We start from the raw sequence: 22,644 nt of genomic DNA on the forward strand, positions 1-22,644 counted from the left end.
AAACGCGCGCCAAGACTCGTGACCAGGCGAGGAGGTAGCAGCAATGAGAAAAATTCGCCGCGACTTGTCGAGCGTTCTGTGGAGAACGCGCCTTCAGCTGCTCGTCGTCGTAGTGGTCGTGTTTTTGCTGGGACCCATTCCGGGGTCCCTAAGCATAGCTAGCGGACCAGCAGAAGAACCTGGTCCGCTTCGCGGGGTACCAGCAAGGACGCAGCACACGGTTTCCGAAGGCGAGACCCTCTGGGGCATCGCGCTGAAAAATTTTCCCGGGGTGGACCCAAGATGTGCTGTGGAAACCATTCGTGACGCGAACCAGCTCGGCGGGGCAACGATCGAGGTAGGCATGGTTTTGAACATTCCCGAAGATGTCCATTGTCGCTCGGGATAACCCGTGGAAAGGTTGGGGAAATTACAAGCGGCAAATTCCATCCTTGCAATTACCAGATCTATGACGCATAATACGTGTAAAGCCCCATATCTAGTGTTTGAGGTTAGAAGGTTGGGTCGGTAGGGAGCTACGCTACAGTGCCTCCTTCAGCATCTCGCCTCAGTAACTACGTGAGGAGGGGCTTTGAGAAGCAAGTTTGAGCGGGAGACCCGTGAGGTGGAGGTAATCCCTGTGCGGTGCCCCAGATGTTCGAGCAACGAAGATCGCGTAGTTGAAACGCGCGAAATAGCAGATGGATCGGTAATTCGGCGGCGCAGAGAGTGCGAGGTGTGCGGTTCTAGGTATACGACGTACGAGAGACCAGCTCCTCAGCAAGTGGTCGTGGTAAAGCGAGATGGGCGAGCAGAGCCGTTCATGAGAGAAAAGCTAATCCGGGGTGTGGAGAAGGCCTGCGCTAACCGCCCAGTGAGTACAGATGTGATTTTGTCGATTGTGCAAGAGATAGAAGACGAGGTGCTATCCAGAAACAGCGCCGAGGTGACTTCTGCTCATCTTGGCGAAGCCGTTCTTTCCAAGCTACTCGAACTGGATAGCGTTGCTTACCTTCGATTCGCTTCGGTCTACAAACGTTTTGGTGACCCGAGCGATTTTTCCGAAGAGCTCGAGAAGCTCAAAAAGCGTAGAAGGACTGCGCGAGCCAGCACTGCCAGTCAACAGCATGGTTGATAGTCAAACATTATTAGGAGTGGAAATATTCGGCCTTGAGACATAAGGAGATGCAGTGAGCAAGACTGAATCTATGGCAACGGCTATTCCGGCCATCGAACCAAAGCTGACTCAGAACGCCAGGCGAGTCCTAGAAAAGCGCTATTTGAAAAAAGATGAGCGCGGCAACCCGATTGAGTCTCCACGCGACATGTTCTGGCGAGTTGCAACCAACATTGCCTCGGCCGAGGAAAAATTCGGCTGCCCACAAGACGTCACTGTTTGGGCATCCCGGTTTTATACAATGATGGTTACGTGTGAGTTTATGCCGAATTCACCCACCTTAATGAACGCGGGAAGAGATCTTCAGCAGCTCTCCGCGTGTTTCGTGTTGCCAGTCGAAGACTCAATGGAGTCCATCTTTGAGACCCTCAAGCACGCCGCCATTATCCACAAAAGTGGGGGCGGAACTGGTTTTGCGTTTTCACGCATCCGTCCAAAAAACGACAGAGTTAGTTCCACTCATGGCGTCGCTTCAGGTCCTGTAAGTTTTATGTCTGTCTACGATGCCGCGACCGAACATGTAAAACAAGGAGGCACACGGCGCGGCGCAAACATGGGAATACTTCGAGTAGATCATCCGGACATTTTAGATTTCATCACATGCAAGCACGCATCTGACAATCTTATAACAAACTTCAACATCTCTGTTGCTGTAGATGAAAACTTTATGCAGAAGGTAATAAAAGGCGAGGACTACGATCTTGTAAATCCTAGAAATCGGGAGATAGTCGGTCGTCTCTCGGCAAGAGAAGTTTTTGACAAGATTGTTCATGCTGCATGGAAGAACGGAGATCCAGGTATCGTCTTTATTGACAGAATGAACGAGCCTCGAACAAACCCTACGCCTCATATTGGCACTATCGAATCTACTAATCCGTGCGGAGAACAACCACTCCTTCCATACGAGTCTTGCAACCTAGCATCTATAAATCTCGCTCGTTTTCTCGATGAACAGACCAAGACTCTCGATTGGAATCGCCTTGGTACTATAGTCCATTACGGGGTCAGATTTCTTGACAACGTAATTGAAATGAATAATTACCCAGTCGAAAAAATTGCCCGCATCACGCGGGACGGCAATCGAAAAATTGGCCTTGGAGTCATGGGGTGGGCCGATCTATTATTCCGAATGGAAATTCCCTATGACTCAGATAGAGCCATAGCCTTAGCGGAAGAGGTAATGTCTTTTATCCAAAGAGAAGCTGACGCTGCAAGCGAAGAACTTGCTAGTGAGCGCGGAACATTTCCAAATTGGAAAGGCTCCTATTACGAGGAAATAGGGCGGCCGATGAGAAATGCTACTCGGACCACGATCGCTCCGACTGGGACTATTTCAATTATAGCTGGATGTTCATCGGGTATCGAGCCGCTATTCGCTCTTGCGTACTACCGCAAAGTACTGGATGGTGAGCAACTAGTAGAGATAGATCCTTACTTTGAGACTGTAGCACGGCGGGAAGGATTTTACTCCGATGAGTTGATCGCTGAAATTATCAAAAAGGGTGGAATTCGGGGCATAGAAGCGGTACCAAAGAAGTTTCGGGATATCTTTGTAACTTCGCATGAAATAGCACCGGAGTGGCATATTAGGCATCAGGCTGCGTTTCAAAAGTATACAGATAATGCTGTTTCCAAAACGGTGAACTTTGCGCACGATGCAAGGCCTGAAGATGTTGCAAAGGTGTACTTTCTCGCATATGAACTAGGATGTAAAGGTGTCACTATTTATCGAGATGGCTCAAAGGAGTGGCAGGTACTCAATGTCGGGGTTCCGCAGAAACAGAGGCGAGATAATGGTGGAGGCGAAACGAACAAAGATTCAATGTATGGAAATTCAGCCGATGACTTAGAAGACGCAAGGCCGAGTAGCTCCGGTAGCTCCGTAGGAGGGTCCGGTCTTACGTCTCAAAAAACAACTACCGGTACTCTTATTGGTGTAGACCACCCTAGAGTGTATCCGCGGAGAGTCCCCGAGACGGAGCACGGCTTACCGGCCCGCAGATTCAGGGTGCCGACTCCGCTTGGCATCATGAATGTTTTTGTTTCAGAGGTCGACGGCATGCCGTTTGAGGTCTTTATCGTCTTCGGGAAGGCAGGCTCGGACCTCGCCGCGTTTTCGGAGGCTCTGGGTCGGCAGATCAGCCTAGGTCTGAGATGTGGAATTCCGCTCAGACTCATCGTCGACCAGCTCAAAGGAATTGGTGGGCGGAGTTCGATAGGTTTTGGCGAAAAGAAGGTATTTTCAGTGCCTGACGCGCTTGCCAAGTTACTGGAAAGGCATTATCTGGGCAGAAGCAATGGGTCCAACGGAGCTAGAGCTGGGGAATCCCCGTCAGGCTTGATGGACGGGTCATCTGTTGTATCGCCTCGACAAGAACAGACAACCCAGCGATCCGGCGGAGACCTATACCTTGGCGATGTCAGTGGGATGTTAGAGATCTGTCCCGAGTGCCAGGAGTACAGCTATGTCTTTGCCGAAGGCTGCGGGAAGTGCCAGTCGTGCGGCTTTTCCACTTGCTAAAACTTTGTCGCTACTCGCTATAAACGCCGGGCTTAACTCAAGGCCGCACTACATATTGTGCCTTTATGTTATTCAAGCGAGCCTCGTACATGTCTAAGAGCTCTTTTGGCAATGCTTGATAAATACGAGCGTTTGTTATGGAGGAGTCAGCTTCGACTATAGCTTTCAGTACCGCAGAGGTGTCGGGAAGTGGGGTAGTGGGTGAGGAGAGCTGACCTCCCGATCTATTCAGTATCCCGCGCATCTCCGAGATAACGGCGTTTAGGTGATTTATCAGGATGACGTAAAACTCCTCGCAGCCCTTGGGGACAAAAGCTCTTTCGAGGGTGGCTTTTATCGCTTCGAGGTTAGATGCTATTCCGCTCACGACAACGGTTTTGTCCTCACCCTCGATGCCCTCGGACGTTAGAGCGCTACGCGCGATGGTAAGTTGCTCTCGGTAGTCTGCAACAGCGCCAAAAAGTGCGGAGCGAAGTTGGACTTGCTCAACTATGGGATCCATTGTCTGGATGAGAGAGTCTACATCCGATTTGACGGCGGCAGGATCTGGCCTGCCGCCGAATACGGTCAGTGGCAATTTAGACGGCGGGCGCTCAGAAGTGACTCTTTTAAAGGACATAACTCCTTGCAGAGCTTGTTTCGCTTTGTTGGAGGCTTCTCTGAAGTCTGGCGCCATCTGAGCTGACAACAGCTGGCGGTATGAGCTATTTAGGTCTTCGAGTTGACCAATGGCAGATTCGATTCGAGTCTTGTACGCCTCGGCTCTGCGTTGCGGCAGCATAATCTCGTACAGCGACAGGAAGGCAGTAGTTACGACAATCGAGGCCAAAACTGCAACTGCTCGATACAACGACACTGGAGCTTCTCTGACAACTCGAGGTGGTCCCGTTACTAAGGGAGGCATGCTGGGGGTAGCTTGAATGGTGGGATCCACTAAATCTGGAGTATCACCAGATTGTGCGAAGCCTCGAGAGGCGACTAATTCTTCGACGAGACTCCTCGATTTAGGGAAGGGATTGATTTCGACGTCAGTACTGTTCGAGTGGCGTATTTGGTTCAGCCAGCTCGAATACAGGTGTTCGTCGATCGCGCGGCTCTCAATTTCATCTCCGCTCGCCCATGATTGCGGGCTCTGCTTGGGCGGAGTTGAAGCATCCGATGACCTTGGTCTATCTGATCGAGTTTCCATTACGCCTTGTCGAGACTGTGCCCAGGCGACGTCGGTTCTGAGGTCACCCTCAAGGCTAGCATGGCATAGCTGCTTCGCCATTGAACAAGGACCCATTGAAATAATCGGTGCGCCCGGCAGGATTCGAACCTGCGACCTACGGATTATGAGTCCGCTGCTCTGACCAGCTGAGCTACGGGCGCTCGGCTGCTGTCGTGGTCGAGGTAGTTCTAGAAGTTAGTGTAGCGGTCTCGACCAGCGATGCCTAACGAAAGTCTCGACTTGCGGGAGCGGCTTCGAAGGCAAGCTCTGCTATCCGTGCCGCCAACAAGTTTACGGATCCTTGATACTTTTCGACTACCCCCTCGATCAATGCGGATCTTGCCCGGACGATGGTTTCGAGGTGCCTCTCGAGTGTTCGAGGATCGACTATTACATTGAGCATCCCTGTTTCGTCTTCGAGGTTCAAAAAAAGAGTTCCTCTTGCTGTTGATGGACGTTGTTTGTGGGTAATAATTCCTGCGACTTTTGCCCTGCTCTTGTTTTTCGAAGCCAATACATCTGCCACTGTCCATACGCCTTGTTCAGCAAGAAAGGATCGGTAGTGCTCCATGAGGTGAGAGTGCGGAGACACCCCAGTAGCCCACAAGTCGGCTACTGTTTTTTCAAAAGGACTCATCTCTACGATATGCTCGGGAAGCTGAATCTCGCTTCCTATGCGAGGCAGGCGCACCTTGGTTTTTGCAGTAGTGATGCCATCGGCAGCGACGCCAGCTTTCCATATTCCTTCCCGTCTAGATATCCCTAAGGACCTAAGAGCTCCCGCCATGGCCAATGATTCGAGTGTTTTTCTGTCGAGGCCCGTCCGCTCGGCAAAATCATAAAAGTCTCGAAAAGGCTTCATGTTCGGAAAGCCTTCCCTGACTAGACTGCTCGCCTCGCTCCTCGGGAGCTCATGATCACTTACATTTGTCCCCATCGATCTCTCGCTGCTACGACCGCCTTCTTGCGATTGACGACGAGCACGCAGGATACTCTCGATGGTCCGTGGACCGAGATTGCGAACATAACGCAATCCTAGAAGTACCGGCTTTCCGCCCGAGCTAGAAGGCATCGTGTCAACCAGAGTGCAGTCGAAGTCGCTGTAACAGACATCAGGCTCCAAGACCACCACTCCATGACGCTTAGCATCCGAGATTAGAGAGGCGGGACTGTAGAACCCCATGGGCTGTGAATTGAGGATGGCTGCCAAGTACTCTGCCGGGTAGTGATAGCGGAGCCATGCGGAGGCATAAACAAGGTAGGCAAAGCTAGCCGCGTGACTCTCTGGAAAACCAAAGTCGGCGAATCCTAGCAGTTTCGAGTAAATCTCTTCGGCAACTCTATCGGGTATCCCGTTGGCTCGCATTCCCTCAAAAAGCTCTTCTTTGAGAGCGGCTAGTCTCTCTCGGCTGCGTTTGTGACTTAGAGCTTGGCGGAGTTTGTCTGCTCGAGATGGAGAAAAGCCCGCGGCGTCCATTGCAATCCGCATGAGCTGCTCTTGAAATATGGGGACCCCAAGAGTTTTTTCGAGAGCTGGCCGTAAAAGGGGGTGGGGATACGTGATGGGTTCCTCGCCGCGCCTGCGTCTTATGTAGGGGTGTACCGATTCTCCTTGGATTGGCCCCGGTCTTATCAGGGCGACTTGGACGACCAGGTCATAAAAACAACGGGGGCGAACGCGGGGCAAGGCGCCCATCTGAGCACGGCTCTCTATCTGGAAAACGCCAACCGTATCAGCGGAAGAGATGGTCTCGTAGACCTCGGGCTCTTGGGGGAGCTTGGAAAGATCTATTTCTACCCCGTGATGCTGGCGAACCAGGTCTATACAGCGATGGATGCAACTGAGCATTCCCAGTCCCAAAAGGTCGAATTTGACCAGTCCCATCGCAGAGCAGTCGTCCTTGTCCCATTGCAGGACGGAGCGCCCCGGCATCGATGCCCACTCTACGGGACACACTTCCCAGAGTTCCTTCGATGCCAGAACCATGCCGCCAGTGTGTATTCCTAGATGGCGAGGGGATCCGGTCAGATATTCTGCGGTGTCTGCTACTCGACGGGCAATGCGAGGGTCGATACCGGATTTTTTCAGTGCTTGGCGTGCCTCGCTTCCGAGAAATCCTGAGACTCCGCGAGAAATGCTGTCCAATTGGCCCGGTGTAAGCCCGAAGGCTCGTCCAGCATCACGAAGAGCAAGGCGCTGGCGATAACAGATAACATTGGCGACTTGAGCAGCACGACTCCGCCCATACTTTGCGTAGATGTACTGGATTACCTCCTCTCTGCGCTCGTGCTCGATATCTATGTCTATATCGGGAGGACCATCTCGCTCAGGCGAGAGAAACCGTTCGAAGAGTAAGTCCAAAGCGATGGGATCAGCGTTGGTAATACCTAACGCATAGCAGACAGCAGAATTTGCAGCAGAGCCCCTTCCCTGACAAAGAATGCCCGACTCTTTACAGAATCTGACAATATCCCAGACAATCAAAAAATATCCTTCGTAGCCTAGTTCTTCGATGATCGAAAGCTCGTATTCGAGCTGCCGAAGGGCACGCTCGTTACCAGGGGGAGGATACTTTTTGGAAGCACCCTCGAAGACTAGGTCTCTCAAGTACTGAGCTTCGGACTTCCCGCCAGGGGTATCGAATCTCGGAAGCGACGGGGCGGCAAAACATAGATCGAATGCTATCGAGGATCCAATCTCTGCAGCCCTCTCTACGCTGAGGGGATCGACTAACTCCGCCATCTCTTCGGCAGACTTTAGGTGGCGTTCGCTGGTGGGATGAAGAAGAGAACGCAGCATGGGATCGTCGAGACTAGTACCCGCGCGGATCGCAGTTGCAACCTGGGCATATGTACCCTGCTTACGGAGGGCGTGATGAACGTTGTTGGTAGCTACAGTGAGAAGCCGTTCCCGAGTTGCAATCTGGCGTTTGAAGGCGTTGCGGGCACAGTCCTCGGGCATCAAGTTGTTGGTCAACTCGATGAACAGATGCGATCTGTCGACGATCTCCAAAAGATAGCGAGGGTCGGCAGAAAGAGGGCAGGCTCCTGTGAGAATCAGACACTCTTTTGAGAGAGCTTCGAGATCCGATAGACGAAGTAACGGATGTCCCTTTTTCCCCCTCAAATTTCCTCTCGAAATAACCCTACAAAGAGCAAAGTATCCTTTCACTCCTGTCGCCAGTACTACAACGTGAGCCGTGGAGAGCCCGCAACAAATCGAGTGGGAAACGTTTTGGTACAGCCGTAGGGAAGTATCCGCATGAATCGTGAGCTCTGCACCGTAGATGGTAGGAAGGGAAAATGCTCTCGCAGCGTCGGCAAACCGGACTGCTCCGTACAAGCCGTTGTGATCGGTTATAGCAAGCCCACAGTAGCCGAGTTGAGCGGCCTGCTCGACTAGCTTAGCGGGATCCGATACGCCATCTAAAAAACTGAAATTGGAGTGGCAGTGAAGCTCTGCATATTGCATCGTATATACGCTAAGTACAATGCACTAATCATAAATTGCATACAAATACCACAGGCCGTCTTCAGCACGAAAAATGATCATCGCCGATTGGTTTTGAGGATCTTCGAGCACAACTTGCCACACCTCTCCGCAAAAAGAGTGCTGGTCGTCCCACCATTTGAGGAGATAAGACCATGGTCCGGCGGCTGAAACTACAGGGTGTCCATCTACACTTTGGGGAGGATCGGTAATCCGGGGACCTTTGCGCACTACCAGCGGTTCTTTTTGAAAATGAACAGCTGTCACCCGGGATGCCCGCTTTAGAGCTAAAAGCTCCGGAAGTTTACTTGACCGATCGGCGGGAATACCTGGAGAGCGCAGGAAAACTCCTTTGCCTTGCTGTGATTCAAAGGCAATCTCCGAGACACTGCTCTCGCGGTTATCTTCGACGCCGTCGCGACTCTCTTCGACCTGCACCACCAAGGCAGGGTAAGGAAGAGGAAAGGCTCCTGGGATACAGGACGAAGTAGAGCTCAAGCTGTCACCTTGAGAACCTTCTCTGCCACCTATGTCGAGGCGTGTACCCTCCTTCGAGCTATCTGTGGAGGAAAAAAGGGTCCGGAATCGACCTCTACTTCTTAGCCCCGATTTGAAAGAAGCTTTTTGCTTTGAAGCTTCGCAAAGAGAGCGGCTCACGAAAACGGCATCCTCGTGAGGAAGATGTCCCTTTGAGGCTCCAGGCGTCACGACTTCGACAAAGTAAGCCGCTTCCTCCTCCAGAATCCAAGAGGTTCGGTCGAGAGCTTTCTCTATGACCTCCCACTCCCTGGTATTGCTAGGAGAAGTGCAAGAAAGTCCTTCCAGGCAAAGCTGGGTACCTCTCAGCGAGATCAAGTTCTGAGGGACGAGCCGAAGCTCCCTTATCGGAGAAGAGACAGCCATCGCCTCAAGATGCCATCTGCAACGCTGGATCGATGCCGAGATCGAGCTTCGTACACGCCACGCCACTGCAGCGACCCGGCTGCTCTCCTCGACGACTTCCAATCGCAAATAGCGACACTCTCTGGCTTGGGCCTTGAGTTTTTGATCTAGGCGGGTCGCGAGCTGCGCGGAAGCAAACAATAAGCTATCCATTGAGAAAGCGGGAGGGTCAAATTCCCACGATTCCTCCATCTCCAGAGGTGGCCTGGCTGGAAGCAGCACTTCGGGATCCTGCCCGTTAGCCAAAATCCAAGCGTTCACAGCCCACTGACCGAAACGATCAGCTAACAAACCTGGATCTAGGGCAGCTAGGTCGCCTAGGGTGTGGATCCCAAGAAGGTGCCACACATCCATATCGTGAGGGTCTTCGGGCTCTAAAACATACTTGAGAACTTCAATCGGAAATTGGCCCACAAGGCTGGCCGGTGGGGTTTCCAAGTCGAAGACCATCCAGCCTGCCGGAGGAGAAAGATAATGGGCGAGCGATATGCTCACAGCGCCATTCTTGGCCCAAGAAGAAGCTGAATCTTTAGTCGAAGGAGGACCATTACCCAAGGTCAAAACTGAGGAGGACTCACTCAGTCTGGCAGCTCTGGAAGCAGCCATAAGGGATGTAAAGCGTGTGGGTCCTATTCCCAGCCCTACAGCTGGCACTGTGTCACCGCGAGGTACCAGCACCGAGGAGGAGGGGAGAGACTCGAGAACTCTCTCTGCCAAGATACGGAGTGATTTGTAGTAGCGGAGAAGTCCATCGAGAGGGAAGTGTAAGTATCCTACTCGCTCTATCTGAACAAAAGGGGTCACCTCGAAAATAGCCTTGAGTATAGGAGTAAAGGCGCGCCTCGAAAGTTCTTCATCTTGCTCCACAAGCACAAGAGAGGGTAGGCGAGAGTGTGCCTCCCTTGTGCTCATGCCGACGGTGATGCCCATTCTTTCAGCACCAGGAGATGCCTCTAAGATGCGGCCCGAGGAGACGATAGCCACTGGAGAATCTTCGAACTCCGGGTGGGCGGCCCGTACAGCGGCAAGGTTCCACCTAGATATACTCAGGGTGCAGTAACCACGGTCGCTCTTGCCTTCAGGATCCATTTACTGCCACCTCGAGGTACCCCTTGGGATCGTCAGGACGCCAAATAAATCGCTCCTGAAAAGAGGCATTTTCTGAGGCAGAAATAGAAAGCAAGCCTTCGCTCCTCTGAGAGGCAACATAAAGGTGGGGACAACCAGCCCTCTCTGTGATAAACGCGACCCTCGAGGAGCCATACTCTCTGACGCTTGCTTTGATGCGGCGTTGGGAGAGGATGCCTAAAGAATCACTAAACCACTCTTCGCAAGAGAGGATGATGCTCAACGGAGCGAGCGTAGGCTCTCTCCTCTCCCCTGTGGTGGCGAAGCAGACTACTACTCCTCTCGAGGCTGCTCTTGCTCTAGCTTTTCGGATAACCCAATCTTGTATAGCCCCTGGTGGAGCCAGGACAACGGTTAAAGGAAAGCCATCTATGAGGGCTCCTATTGCCGAGGCAATCCTGTCGGTGCGATGGGCAGCAGGTCTGAGAACTACAAGACGAGCGAGGTCAACTCCAGCAGCGACTATGGCTGCCGGAGAAGCTTTTCTGGTCAGATCGACTAGAACGCAAAATCCCCATGAGATTGACCACCAAGCCAAGAGTTCGTAGCAGAAGCGGGAGACCCCGCTTCCCAGCGCACCGCTCAGAGTCAAAGTTGAGCCCGCTCTAATCCCACTCGGAAAAACTGCTGCAAGACCTTGGAAGGGATCGGGCGGTATAGTAAACCTTGTCGCTCCAGCCATTCCTCTGCGTACTGAGGAGTGGCCAAAGGGAGATGATTCGTTACCGAGGGATTTCATACCCATATGCTATCGAACATATGTTCGAATCACAAAGAGGTTTCTGCCAGTCCTAGAGATCTCTTTTTCTCCCTCGCGACAAGCGCACCTCCCCTGATATGGCCCCGTCGACTATCATTCAAGGGAGGTGCACCGACATCGCAGCGCGACCGCTTCGCGCTGCAAACAGGTGTCGGTTTTCAGAAAAGCACATGGAGGGGCAAAGGCAGAAAAAGACGGTCTACCCGTGCATGGAACCGGGAATAGAGAAGGGGAGCAGTCAAACAGTGCGAGGGATATCCGCAAAAACACGAGTCGTGGCTTTTGCAGCGACAACAACGCTTATAGCACTTCTTTTGCCTGTAATGCAGTCTGCATCGGCCAGTGCAAACGTCGATGTCGTGGATCAGGCCAGAACCCTGGATTGTGGTTCCTTCCCCGAGTATGACTGTCCTGCAACATCAAATCCGGTGGACATTTTCTTCGCCACCGACACCGTGACCGGACGGAGGCTTCTGTACACGGTGACTCAAGGCATAGGCGGAGTACACCCAGATCAGTTCAAGTTTTATGTACACGACGCAGACACGATGGCGAACGTGGCGGTCCTCGGTACCATCGATCCTTCCACAGAGACTCCTGACGGATTCTTAGGGGTCAAGCGTCCGGAAAGGATGGTGTACAACCCCAACACTAATCAGATCTTTATGACGCGCTCATGGGCAGACAACATTGCCGTATTGACCGCCGTAATAGGCGGTTCGGGGCCAAGCTTTGAAAAAGTGATAGGCACGGGGTTGTCCTCGAGACCGGTATATCTGGGCATTAACCCAGTCACCAATCTTGTATATGTCCCAAGGCCTGGTAACTACGGTTCTTTCTACTACCACGATGTTCTCGTAATCGATGGTAATACTCGGTCGATTACCACAACCATTTCTGTCGATGATTCGGCGACAGGAGTTGCAGTTGACTACTTAACCAACAAGGTCTACGTCGGAAGGCCCAATAAGGGTGACATTGCGATCATAGACGGTAACACAAACAGAATAGTGGGCCAGATTGCAGTTGGTAGTCCAATCTCCGATATCGACATCGATCCTTTTACGAAAAAACTATACGTGACTCATTCTTGCTTTGTTGTCGCTTGCGATCCTTCAGGGTCTACAAACCCCGAAGAGAACTCAGTTTCAGTGGTAGATGTGGCACAGAGTAAAAAGCTTTATTCCATGAGGACAGGCATCGGCCTTGATCCTCGGCGTGTCAAAGTCAATCCGTCATCTGGCAGAGTTTATGTTGCTAATTACGGGACCTCGGACGTTTCGATTATTGATGAAATGAAAGATTCGGTTTATTTGACTGTCAATACCCGCCGTTTTCCTCTAGGCATCGCTTTCGATCCAAACGGAACTAAGTTTTGGGTTACCAGCACTGGATATTCAGTGCCGTTCGAGCAGTTTGCCTCCGAGCGTAGCGCCATCAACATTTTTTATGACTCACCGCTGCCCGGAGGGGGGCCTAAGCCATCCCACTTTTTTGCCGAAGGAACGACCCGCGCCGGATTTCAAGAATACTTGACACTTTACTCTCCAGATGTCCCTCAAGAAGTCGACATCACCTATGCTGTAGGACCTGGACAAGGGGGCAACGTGATAAAGAGATATTTCCTGCCCCCTAGAAGCAGAGTGACACTTGATGTCAATAGCGAGGTAGGTTCTGGTAAGGACGTTTCGATACGAGCCGATTCGGTATCGGGCAAAATATTCTTTGCAGAGAGGGTCCTGTACTTCAATGGCGTGGTAATCGGCGCCACAGACGGGTCAGCATCCCCTGGTGAAAGCAACTTTTGGGTCAACAGGGCTTGTGTACCCGCACCCTGTCCAGGTCCTGCTTTTAGATCATCGTTTACGGGTCCGAGCGCCCATGACAGGTATTTCTTCCCAGAAGGAACCACGCGCGCGGGCTTCAAGCAATATCTAACCCTCTACAGCCCGTACGACGACCAGGTTGTGGACATAACGTACATGCTCGGTCCGGGTCAGGGGGGACCGATAAGCCAGCCAGTCTTCCTTCCGAAGGGCGTGCGAATAACAATCGAAGTAAATTCAGTTGTAGGACCGGGCAAGGATGTTTCTACAAAGATTGTCTCATCGATTGGAAAACCCTTTTTCGCTGAACGACCCATGTACTGGGATGCCTCAGCCGTTGGTGGGATTCCTAGCTCCGGCGGACACAACGGTCTAGGAATCGCACCCGACGCGATAACCGAGGTCGTATTCGCTGAAGGAACCTCGAGGAGCGGTTTTAGAACTTTCTACACTCTAGTAAGTGAGGCAGATCAGATCGTCCGGGGTACGTTCATGCTTGGCCCGGGTCAGGGCAGTGTTTTCGATCAAGACTTTTTCCTTCCCGCCAACACTCGAATAACTCTTGAGTTGGCTGGGATAACCGGACCAGAAAAAGATGCTGCCGTCAGATTTCGTTCCCTAAGCAAAACGCCATTTTTTGCTGAGCGACCTATGTACTTCACGGGAGTAGTGAACGGGGCGAGCGGTGGTACCGTGGCTTCAGCTCAGTGGAACTACGGCGACTTTCGAGTCCAAAGGCGCACGGACTACTACTTTGCTGAAGGGACTAATAGAACAATTTTAGAAGGTTTTTCAGTCTTAGGAGGAGCGCAAGCATACCTGCTAATGGCGAGCCCTGACATTACTAACACCATCCACGTGGAGATAGACTCGAGTACTGGACAATTTATACAGCAGGTCGTATCAATACCGAAGGGTCAAAGGGTCACTGTGGATTTGAACTTTCCCGTGGGATTCAATTTAGGTCAGAACGTAGATTACTCCTTGAGATTGCAATCAGCGACAGCTCAACCTTTCTTTGCCGAGCGCGCAATTTTCTTCCGGAATTTTGTGGGCACTACCGGGGCGACATTGTCATCCGGAAACCACAACTAGTCGAATATATCTCCTGGGTTTATTACACGGTCGTACCCATGTATCTCGCTTCGCAAAACTAAAAACAGCGGGTCGGGTCTTTTGAAAAGGCCCGACCCGCAAATGGGTTCCCCGTCACCAAGCCACTGATGCCCGCGTAGTTTTGGTTCGTTTGCCTTCGAGAAGCGCGCTGCCTCTCACTAATCCTCCTCTGAGGAGGAACCACTCTTTTCTTTCTGATGCTTCACGGAAGTTTTAGTTTTAGTTTTAGTTTTGTTTTGTTTGGCGTTTTTTGCTACTTCTTCTTCATTGCCAGATTGAGCTGAGCCCTCTTCTACGTCGTGTTCCGATGGCTTGTTTGCTTCCATTTCGGTTCCGTTGTCGGCAGCGTTCGCCCTTTTGCAAAGCTCATCCGCTTTCTGTGCCTCGTTCTCATGTGTGTGAGCCATCTCTGACACATACTTGCCATGCTCAGGGCCGGGAGGAACGCAGTGCGCTACCTCTGAGACATACTTACCGTGATTGTCGGATTCTCTCCCATCCGCCTCACCAGACTCGTTAGATTCCTCAACCTCGCCATCGTTTTCACCCTCAGAAGGAGTAGATGTGGGAGAGACTTCGGGTGCTGGGATTCCTACCGTATTCCCGACTACCACAGTGCCGGCAGGGACCGTACCGGTAGAAGCCTGATTTCCAGAACTAGGAGACGAAGCGTTGGCTGCTGCTGCCAGAATCAATGCCACACTCGAAACAAGCACCGTCCATGCAAGCCTTTTCGTTCTACTCATTTGTCACCTCCCTGGTGTTCCACCCTGGATATCGACAGGGATTCTGAGATTCGTTACTTGGCTGTTACGAATGATTATTAGTGTCACACGAAGATGAAATTGTTAATAGCCGCTGGCAATGAGAGGGGAGCATTTCGACTGTATCCGTACGGCTCCTTCAGATGTCTAATGAGCATCTGTGATCGTCTTGCCAAGCATTGTCACTCGCTGGTTGGGGCAAAGAAGTGGGGTAGAAGGATGTGCGATTCGATTCTCGCGCCTCGCACCGTAACAGAGCGCATCAACAGCGCTAATCATGACGGTCGAGAGATCGTTTTTTTGTGGCGAAGTGGCCACGAGACCAAACCTTTGACGCTCTTTGTCGACGAGGCTCGGGAAATGGCCGGCAAGATCCAAGCGAAGGGAGTAGGGCCAGGATCCAAAGTCGCCATTTTGGGACCCACTAATCAAGGAGTTGTAAAGGCGATAGCAGCATCCTGGCTCGCAGGGGCCACTGTTATCGTTATGCCCTTGCCCATGAGGCTAGGATCCATAGAAGCCTTTGTAGATGCGACGCGCCGGCGAATTCGGGCTGCTACACCCACCCTCGTACTGGTTTCTAAAGAACTCCAAGATTTGGTGGTGCCAGAACCTGCAGACCCCGTCCCTGTGGGCATCGAGGAGCTCGAGGCTTCAGGCAGTGCTCAGTACGAGGTTCCTCGCGTTACCCCTGAAATGATGGCTGTCCTCCAGTTCACATCGGGATCTACCGGCGACCCTCGCGGCGTTATCGTCACCCACAGCATGATCTGTTCGAATCTCGACGGCGCCGCCAAGGTTGCTGAGCTCGCACCAGAGGATCGTCTCATGAGTTGGTTGCCCCTTTATCACGATATGGGACTCATTGGAGTTTTGTGCTCGTCCCTCATCTTCGGAATAAATCTGGTAATAGGTGCGCCTCAAGACTTTCTGGTACGCCCCAGAGACTGGCTGGAGGCCATTTCTCACTTCAAAGCCACGATCTCACCGGCTCCGAACTCCGCATATGCGCTTGCCTCCAAAATCTTGGAAAAGTCGGCGTCTAGTTTTGACCTGTCAAGCTGGCGGCTGGCGCTTAACGGCGCAGAGCCTGTCGACCCCGACACGGTAGATAGCTTTGTCAAGGCAGGTCGAGAGGCGAATCTTTCCCCTGGTGCGCCGTTTTGCGCTTACGGACTGGCCGAGGCAACGATCGCCGCTACATTTCCTAAGCCGGGCACAGGGATGTCCGTGGATGTAGTATCGGCTATCCGACTAGAGCGCGAAAACATTGCCGCTCCACCTTCGGTAGGCCAAGAAGCCAGACGCCTACCAAAGTTGGGTCGTCCTGTACCCAGCGTCGAGCTGCGCATCGTGGACGATGCAGGAAACGAGCTAGGGGAAAGGGTCGTTGGAGAAGTTGAATTGAGAGGACCGGCAATTACGCCAGGGTATTATAACGATCCCCAGGCCACCACCGAGGTCTTCGATGGCGAATGGTTACGCACGGGCGATTACGGCTACATAGCCGATGGAGAGCTTGTTATCTGTGGTCGCAAAAAAGACGTGATTATAGTCGCCGGTAGAAACATTTACCCGCAGGACATCGAAAGGCTGGTCGAACGAGTCCCCGGCGTTCGTGCTGGGAACACGGTAGCCTTTTCTGTGCGAACTTCTCGCGGCAGGGAGTCCTTTGCTTTGGTCGCAGAGACCAAAGACCCAGAGAACGCCGGATTCATTGCATCTCAAGCATCAAAGACGGTGCGCGAGCACTTCGGGCTGGCACCCACCGAGGTCGTGATGGTTCCAGCAGGAACTATTCCCAAAACATCTAGTGGCAAACTTCAGCGAAGCCTCACCAGAAAGCTCTACGAAGAGGGAAAGCTTCCGGAGCTCGCTAAGAGCGCATGACCTCAAACTGGGCCCACGTCCCATTGGGCACCAAGGCGGTACTCATTTTGTCAGAGGCCTCCGCTATGCTTGCCTTTGCTCGAACTGCCCGTTTCGCCGCCGGCTGTCAATAGAAGCTTTTTTCGATTTCGCAGGGGGCCGTAAAGGGGTAGGTACCGATGTCTCGACTCCAATGCAAGCGATGCGGTGCTTATAGCCCTATGAGCGCTCAGTGGTGTACTCAGTGTCTAGCCCGGTTCGCCCATGCTGGCCCTTCAGGAGCGGATGTCTCCGAGAGCACCCAGTTTCACTCTAAGAGACATCAATCAGCGCCTCAGTCCTGGAATGTTTTGCCTTCGGTCAGCTCTGTGGTCGTGGACAAGATCAAATCAAATCTGGAACTACCTTGTTCGAGTTGTGGATTTCGGCGTGCTACCGGTGTCACAAAGCTATGGGTCATACGCGGTTTTCTTATCTTTCACCGGTTTGGTTCGGTTCCAGAGATTACCTGTGATTTTTGCCGTAGTTCCGTAGTAATTCAGCATTTTTTCAAAAACCTGCTTTTTGGATGGTGGGGATTCCCCTGGGGCCTGGGAACCCCCATCGTTCTAGTCCAAAACCTTGCAGCGTTAGGAGCTTCTTCGTCGCTCCGTCGTCGGGATCTGGACGAGCTAACACGCTCGATAGGAATCGACATTGAAAGAGAACTCACCGAGATTCTCGGGTTTATAGAGTCGTTGGTTGCACTGGCATCTGCTGTTGCACGGGCAGACGGAGCGGTAATGCGATCCGAAATCAACGCGGTAACAGAAATTTGTACTCGATTCTCTGACGGCATGTTGCCTCCGGATCTCGTTAAGCGGTGGATTATTTCTGGATACACAACGACGTTCGACCCTCGAACTCTGGACCGACTGAGCCAACGGCTTCTCTTAACCTTCGGGGTCATCGTTGCCTTGGTCGATGGAAAGCTTAGCGACCCTGAAATTTCCTTACTCAAGCACTGGGAAAGTTGGCTTGGCCTGCCCGGGGACACCGTCGAAAACATACTATCCGAGTTCGCCAAAGCTGACTCTAGCGACTCCAATGCATCCACAACTGCAGTTTCTGAATTAAACCGGCAAAAAGCATGCGCCATTCTTGGAGTCGCTCAGGATGCATCGCTTATCGAGATAAAAAAACGCTACCGAGAATTAATGCTTCGCTATCACCCAGACATGGCGCCTAAAAGTGGGATTAGCCCGTCTGAAGCTACATCGAAAGCGGCCGAGATAAACTGGGCATACCAAGTGCTGCGTGGCACAGCGGCTTAGTAGCTGGGATTCGGCCAACGACACAACTCCGTCTCTGCAATGTGCCCATAAGGAATCTTATGTCAACTTACTTGACTGCAGATCGACCTAATTACCCAGCACTCGCTGCAGCATGCTCAGATACCGACGCTTTTTCTTCTTGTTGTTTTTGCAAAGCCTCGGCTACCGCACGAAGAATTTTTGCTGCGTCTTCGTCCATGTGCTCTCGCGCCTTGTACAAGACATACGAGCCAAGAAATACAGGCGGAAGTATTACAAAGAATGCAAGCCGTAGGCCCTGTCCAGGTTCCGCAACCCCTAACCCGAGGTAGTCACTGGCCCACCTTGAGTGCCCTACAATTCGACCTGTGGTCTTTATAAGGCTCGGACGATTGAAGAAATCCGTTAGTTGACCTAGAAGCGGCGCTGCTAAGGCAGATCCAGAAAGCGCAGCCACTAGAGAAAAGGCTGCAAACCCTGCTCCTCTAAGGGTTGCTGGCACTGCATCGGAAAGTCCGGCTCTTAATGCTGGCAAAGCCATCGTTACGAAAAAGATCGCGCCTAACTGAAGTACTACTCTGATCAAAACAAAGTTTTTGTCAAACACTGCCGGAAGGGAAAGAAACATCACTATCGTCGCCGCGAATATGCAGTACGCCGGGATAACTACTCGCCCCCCTTTTATCTTTGTACCGTAACGGTCTGCAAGATTGCCTCCCACTATTGTTCCCGCGACACCTCCGACTGTCACCATTGCTCCAACCAAAATACCCGACGCTGCCTCGCTCATACCGGAGTAACGTTGGTAAAAAATAGGAAGCCACGCCGAAAGCCCGTATACGGTGAACAAAAGGGCGCTCACTCCAACCAAGGAATAACGCAGGGTTGGAATCGAAAGAATCGTCTTCATATCCTCTTTAAGTCCTTGGACCAATAGGACAAAGAACCTTCCCACCCCTTCCTCGAAAACCGGCCGTACCTCCGATTCCTCAGCTTCCTCAAACTTTTTGACGGCGCCTATAGCTATCCTGTCCCCCATCCCCCGCTTCGGCTCTTTGAGGCGATACACCAGAGCTGCAACCACGAGGCCCGGAACTCCGGCAATGACAAATGCCCATCGCCAACCGAAGGCCTGGCCGACCGCTCCACCTAGAGCAAGGCCAATGCCGGCCCCTATGAAGAAGAGATTTTGTTGCACCGAAAATGCCCTACCTCGCCGAGAAGGAGGATAGTAATCCGCCAGAAGTGAGCTAGCTGAGGGCTCGGTTATTCCCTGACCCAGGCCGAGTAAGGCCCTGAAGAAAAACAGCTGAAAATAGGAGAAAGAAAGAGCAGTCGCCGAGGTGAGAAAGCTCCAAAACACCACGGTCCAGCCAATGGTCTTACGTCGGATACGGCGGTCAGCAACATATCCTGCAGGGACTGTGACGATGGCATGCACGATGATAAAGGCAGAAGTCAGCCATCCCAAGGCACTGTCCGATAAATGGAATTGGTCTTTTAACTGCGAAAGTACACCCCGTAGGATGTTTTGATCGAGTTGATCGACGGCGATGACAAGGCCGAGCACAATCATCGGCCACACCCCAACTTCAAAGGGTTTCGATCTAGCGCCGGTCCCCACCTCCAGATAGGTGGATGCGTCTTCTTGGCGATCTTCGCCGTGCTCGCTCATCCTGCTTGGAATCTCCGCTATTTAGAGGGTCAAATTTTTGCCAGTCAAAACCCGAACCTCAAAGACGTGCAAACGGGTACGCTCCCTCTAGTCCTTCTTGTATTGCCAGCAGCGCTCCTCGGCTGTACTAACCCATCGGAGGTTGCTCAGTCCGGGCGCGATCATTCTAGCGAGATAAAGAGTGTGTAAGGCTAGTGGGTGATAGTGAGCGTTTCTTCCGATTCGACATCCGACAAACCTTTCGAGACCCTCGATGTGGTTTCGAAGCAACATCCCCTTCTTCGTAGAGGAGCTTTTGCAGACAGTTCGATCAACGATGCCATCGAACACTGCGTCTCCTTAGCTGCTCCCGATGCTCCTTCTGAGAAGGCATCACTTGCAGCAGAAATGGTCGCCACGGCTTTGCGACTTCTTCGAGACGATGCACCGACAGGCGACATCAAGCTAATTCTTTCGGCACTGAAAGAGCTACGTTATACGGCTAGAGTCTTTGCCCCGTACAGACAAGTACGAAGAGTTGCTATCTTCGGAAGCGCCAGAGCCCCAGAGAACTCCCCGGTTTATAAGCAAGCTAAGGAATTCGCTCGAAAAATAGCTGGGCGAGGGTGGATGGTGATTACCGGGGGTGGGCCAGGGGTGATGGCAGCGGGTAACGAGGGAGCTGGAGCGCGGGCAAGCTTCGGCTTGCGCATTCGTCTACCCTCCGAGCCGGGTGCTAACAAGACAATCCTTGGGGATCCAAAGCTCGTGAACTACAAATACTTTTTCTCCCGTAAAGTCGCATTCGTCAAAGAGTCCCACGCGTTCGTCTTACTGCCTGGTGGATTTGGAACGTTGGACGAAACTTTTGAGCTGCTTACACTTATGCAGACAGGGCGCTCCGATCCCCACCCCGTTGTGTTACTCGAGCCTACAGAGGACACCTATTGGAACGGATGGAGAACATTTCTCGAGCAGCATGTCCTGAGCCGAGGGTACATAGACAAATCGGATCTCGAGCTAATGGACGTCACTGAAGACGTCGACCGTGCCGTCGAGATAATCGAGCGATTTTACTCGGTTTACCACTCTCAGCGTTTCGTCGACGGAAGGCTAGTTCTAAGGCTCAGGCGCCTAATTCCCGAAGAGTACTTGGAGTATTTGACAGAGAAATACTCACCTATCATTACCGAGGGGCGGATCGAGGCAGTGCCGCCGTATCCTGAGGAAATAGAGGACAACGATGAAGTCGACCTTCCCAGGATAGCGCTTTGGTTCGACAGGCGATCATTTTCACAACTCCGTCGTCTCATCGACGACATTAACGGCGCCCCACTTTTAGATGAATAACCGAATTTGAGTGATGAGGCCGACCAAACGAATATTTATCCGCACAATACTCTATGCTCAAAATTTTGCAAATATCAGTCACGCTTCAAATTCTCAGAAGAATACTCTGCTTGGCGAGTCCGGTTATCTTCTGAGTCTTTGGAACCGGATACGACTTCAGTAGCTTTCTCAGAAATAACACTGAGGTCACCGCGCATTCCCCATCCGGGACTTTGTCGTTTTATGACTAGAACATAGGTGCAATAAGCGCAGACCGCCAAGGCTACCCACTGACTTCCTGTCAGACCTGCGATAGTCTTGTCGGCTCGCAGGAAGTCTTCAAAAACGCGCGCAGCGCCATAAAGTACTCCGAAAGTGAGTGTTAGAAATCCGGGGTAGCGCTCCCGTTTGCTGAGCAACAGAAGAACAACCAACAACCCAATTGCCACAAAAAAATCGTAAAGCGCTGTCTGATGTACAACAGTCCCAGGAGTGCACGGAGAACCAACTGTTTCGCCCACCACCGCTGGATTGGGACACCGAAAACCAAGAAAAAAACTAGTCGGCTTGCCTAGGTGATCCGCTATTACAAGATCGCCGATACGACCAAAAATTAGGCCAGCTGCCAGACCGGGCATTGCTGGATCGCTCACATAAAAGAAGGGTATACCCCGTCGGCGGCAGTATAGGTAGGCCAATGTTACTCCCCCGGTCATTCCACCGAGCAGAGTGAGTCCGCCCTGCCAAATTTTGAAGTAATCGAGTGGCGAGGGGAATTGATCGAGGTGGTTTAGGACATAGAAAAGCCGAGTACCGACTAGAGCACCAATCAATACACGAGCTACGATGCTGTAAGCGTGATCTTCGGGGATAGACCTCTTCCGCATTCCCGGCAAAAAGAAGCTATAAATTCCGACAAGAAAGCCAACTGCGATCCCCATGCCATGTGGAGACAAAGAAATAGGACCGACCTTTATGCGGACCACGGGATTGTAAGAAATTGCCGAGAGTAATGCTCTCATTGCGGTATCTCCTCAGGGGGCACCTCGGACAGCTTGGGATTCGATAGGTCTCTTTGGGATAGCACCGGATTCTCGACAGGCCAGTCCAACCCCAGTTCCGAATCGTTCCAAAAAACACCGTGTTCGTCGGTTCCGTCATATACCTGGTCGACCAAGTACATAAGAACACAGTCTTCCAGGGCGTAGTAACCGTGTAGCACTCCTGGCGGAATATAAAGCCCTTGGGGACGTTCTGCGGACAATTCAATAATTTGACTTTCCCCTTTTGTAATACTCGACCGGCGAAAATCGTACAGCCCAACAAGGGCTTTTCCCTCGACTAGGAACCAAAAGTCGGATTGTCTTAGGTGGTAGTGCAATCCTCTCAACACCCCCTTTTTTGAGCGAGACATGTTAGCTTGCTTAGGAGTCAATGCCCCTGCAATCCAAGAGTCGCGCCAAACCTCTACGAATTCTCCGCGCCCATCTCTGTGAACATCCAGCGTGATCAATGAGGCGGATAGAATCCTCAGGCGCTTCAGCTCAGTTCCCACCCCGCTCCTCCAACTCAAGTCTCGCTAGATCC

General features: G+C 52.1%; 15 protein-coding genes and 1 tRNA gene. 7 read left to right on the forward strand and 9 right to left on the reverse strand.

The genetic code is table 11. The features are described from left to right. Nucleotides 1-43 precede the first annotated feature (43 nt). The 3 genes from C4318_07720 (at nt 44) to C4318_07730 (ending at nt 3,677) form a co-directional block, all read left to right on the forward strand. Nucleotides 44-388, forward strand: a complete 345-nt coding sequence (locus C4318_07720; GenBank protein MER3455025.1) for a hypothetical protein — start codon at nt 44-46, stop codon at nt 386-388. A gap of 231 nt (nt 389-619) precedes the next feature. Next, nucleotides 620-1,114 (forward strand): transcriptional regulator NrdR, encoded by a 495-nt coding sequence (nrdR, locus tag C4318_07725; GenBank protein ID MER3455026.1) that lies wholly within the window; start codon nt 620-622, stop codon nt 1,112-1,114. Between the two features lie 73 nt (nt 1,115-1,187). Further along, nucleotides 1,188-3,677: a hypothetical protein gene (locus C4318_07730; GenBank protein ID MER3455027.1), complete on the forward strand. Its 2,490-nt coding sequence runs from the start codon at nt 1,188-1,190 to the stop codon at nt 3,675-3,677. Between the two features lie 37 nt (nt 3,678-3,714). Here C4318_07730 and C4318_07735 read toward each other — a convergent pair whose 3' ends face one another. From C4318_07735 to C4318_07755, 5 genes are all read right to left on the reverse strand, one after another. Further along, on the reverse strand, nt 3,715-4,866 hold the full coding sequence (locus tag C4318_07735) for a hypothetical protein (GenBank protein ID MER3455028.1): 1,152 nt from the start codon (nt 4,864-4,866) through the stop codon (nt 3,715-3,717). Nucleotides 4,867-4,971: 105 nt separating this feature from the next. Then, a tRNA-Met gene (locus C4318_07740) sits at nt 4,972-5,048 on the reverse strand. A 62-nt stretch (nt 5,049-5,110) separates the two neighbouring features. Continuing rightward, complete coding sequence (locus C4318_07745) at nt 5,111-8,359, reverse strand: error-prone DNA polymerase (protein MER3455029.1); 3,249 nt, start codon at nt 8,357-8,359, stop codon at nt 5,111-5,113. Nucleotides 8,360-8,383: 24 nt separating this feature from the next. Further along, nucleotides 8,384-10,408, reverse strand: coding sequence for a hypothetical protein (locus C4318_07750; GenBank protein ID MER3455030.1), 2,025 nt, complete (start codon nt 10,406-10,408; stop codon nt 8,384-8,386). Further along, the gene (locus C4318_07755; GenBank protein ID MER3455031.1) at nt 10,398-11,129 is read right to left on the reverse strand and encodes a hypothetical protein; all 732 of its coding nucleotides are present in this window, start codon (nt 11,127-11,129) and stop codon (nt 10,398-10,400) included. Before C4318_07755 ends, C4318_07750 begins: the two co-directional genes overlap by 11 nt. A 287-nt stretch (nt 11,130-11,416) precedes the next feature. Between C4318_07755 and C4318_07760 the strand changes: the two genes are divergently transcribed. Then, nucleotides 11,417-14,128 carry a hypothetical protein gene (locus C4318_07760; GenBank protein MER3455032.1) on the forward strand — a complete coding sequence of 904 codons (2,712 nt, stop codon included), beginning with the start codon at nt 11,417-11,419 and terminating at the stop codon, nt 14,126-14,128. A 179-nt stretch (nt 14,129-14,307) separates the two neighbouring features. Here the strand turns inward: C4318_07760 and C4318_07765 are convergent, their stop codons facing one another. Continuing rightward, nucleotides 14,308-14,895 (reverse strand): hypothetical protein, encoded by a 588-nt coding sequence (locus C4318_07765; GenBank protein ID MER3455033.1) that lies wholly within the window; start codon nt 14,893-14,895, stop codon nt 14,308-14,310. Between the two features lie 93 nt (nt 14,896-14,988). Between C4318_07765 and C4318_07770 the strand changes: the two genes are divergently transcribed. Both C4318_07770 and C4318_07775 read left to right on the forward strand, forming a co-directional pair. Next, nucleotides 14,989-16,803, forward strand: coding sequence for a fatty-acid--CoA ligase (locus C4318_07770; GenBank protein MER3455034.1), 1,815 nt, complete (start codon nt 14,989-14,991; stop codon nt 16,801-16,803). Between the two features lie 158 nt (nt 16,804-16,961). Then, nucleotides 16,962-18,095 (forward strand): hypothetical protein, encoded by a 1,134-nt coding sequence (locus C4318_07775; GenBank protein ID MER3455035.1) that lies wholly within the window; start codon nt 16,962-16,964, stop codon nt 18,093-18,095. A 91-nt stretch (nt 18,096-18,186) separates the two neighbouring features. On the opposite strand, the gene C4318_07780 is transcribed toward C4318_07775, so the two are convergent. Continuing rightward, a complete protein-coding gene (locus tag C4318_07780) occupies nt 18,187-19,749 on the reverse strand; it encodes a hypothetical protein (protein MER3455036.1) in 1,563 nt (520 codons plus the stop codon). A 198-nt stretch (nt 19,750-19,947) separates the two neighbouring features. Between C4318_07780 and C4318_07785 the strand changes: the two genes are divergently transcribed. Further along, on the forward strand, nt 19,948-21,078 hold the full coding sequence (locus C4318_07785) for a TIGR00730 family Rossman fold protein (GenBank protein MER3455037.1): 1,131 nt from the start codon (nt 19,948-19,950) through the stop codon (nt 21,076-21,078). Between the two features lie 74 nt (nt 21,079-21,152). Here the strand turns inward: C4318_07785 and C4318_07790 are convergent, their stop codons facing one another. Continuing rightward, on the reverse strand, nt 21,153-22,079 hold the full coding sequence (locus C4318_07790; GenBank protein MER3455038.1) for a hypothetical protein: 927 nt from the start codon (nt 22,077-22,079) through the stop codon (nt 21,153-21,155). Further along, complete coding sequence (locus C4318_07795) at nt 22,076-22,630, reverse strand: dTDP-4-dehydrorhamnose 3,5-epimerase (protein ID MER3455039.1); 555 nt, start codon at nt 22,628-22,630, stop codon at nt 22,076-22,078. The genes C4318_07790 and C4318_07795 overlap by 4 nt, the downstream gene beginning before the upstream one ends. Nucleotides 22,631-22,644 lie beyond the last annotated feature (14 nt).

This window comes from Acidimicrobiia bacterium (assembly GCA_040289475.1).
Classification (GTDB): Bacteria; Actinomycetota; Acidimicrobiia; order ATN3; family PSLF01; genus PSLF01.

Bases quoted from the DNA above. Each gene is read 5' to 3' on its own strand.
- C4318_07780 (MER3455036.1), bottom strand. From the start codon at position 19,749: ATGAGCGAGCACGGCGAAGATCGCCAAGAAGACGCATCCACCTATCTG.
- C4318_07730 (MER3455027.1), top strand. From the start codon at position 1,188: ATGGCAACGGCTATTCCGGCCATCGAACCAAAGCTGACTCAGAACGCC.
- C4318_07775 (MER3455035.1), top strand. From the start codon at position 16,962: ATGTCTCGACTCCAATGCAAGCGATGCGGTGCTTATAGCCCTATGAGC.
- C4318_07720 (MER3455025.1), top strand. From the start codon at position 44: ATGAGAAAAATTCGCCGCGACTTGTCGAGCGTTCTGTGGAGAACGCGC.
- C4318_07745 (MER3455029.1), bottom strand. From the start codon at position 8,359: ATGCAATATGCAGAGCTTCACTGCCACTCCAATTTCAGTTTTTTAGAT.
- C4318_07765 (MER3455033.1), bottom strand. From the start codon at position 14,895: ATGAGTAGAACGAAAAGGCTTGCATGGACGGTGCTTGTTTCGAGTGTG.
- C4318_07770 (MER3455034.1), top strand. From the start codon at position 14,989: ATGAAATTGTTAATAGCCGCTGGCAATGAGAGGGGAGCATTTCGACTG.
- C4318_07750 (MER3455030.1), bottom strand. From the start codon at position 10,408: ATGGATCCTGAAGGCAAGAGCGACCGTGGTTACTGCACCCTGAGTATA.
- C4318_07755 (MER3455031.1), bottom strand. From the start codon at position 11,129: ATGGCTGGAGCGACAAGGTTTACTATACCGCCCGATCCCTTCCAAGGT.
- C4318_07735 (MER3455028.1), bottom strand. From the start codon at position 4,866: ATGGAAACTCGATCAGATAGACCAAGGTCATCGGATGCTTCAACTCCG.
- C4318_07790 (MER3455038.1), bottom strand. From the start codon at position 22,079: ATGAGAGCATTACTCTCGGCAATTTCTTACAATCCCGTGGTCCGCATA.
- C4318_07760 (MER3455032.1), top strand. From the start codon at position 11,417: ATGGAACCGGGAATAGAGAAGGGGAGCAGTCAAACAGTGCGAGGGATA.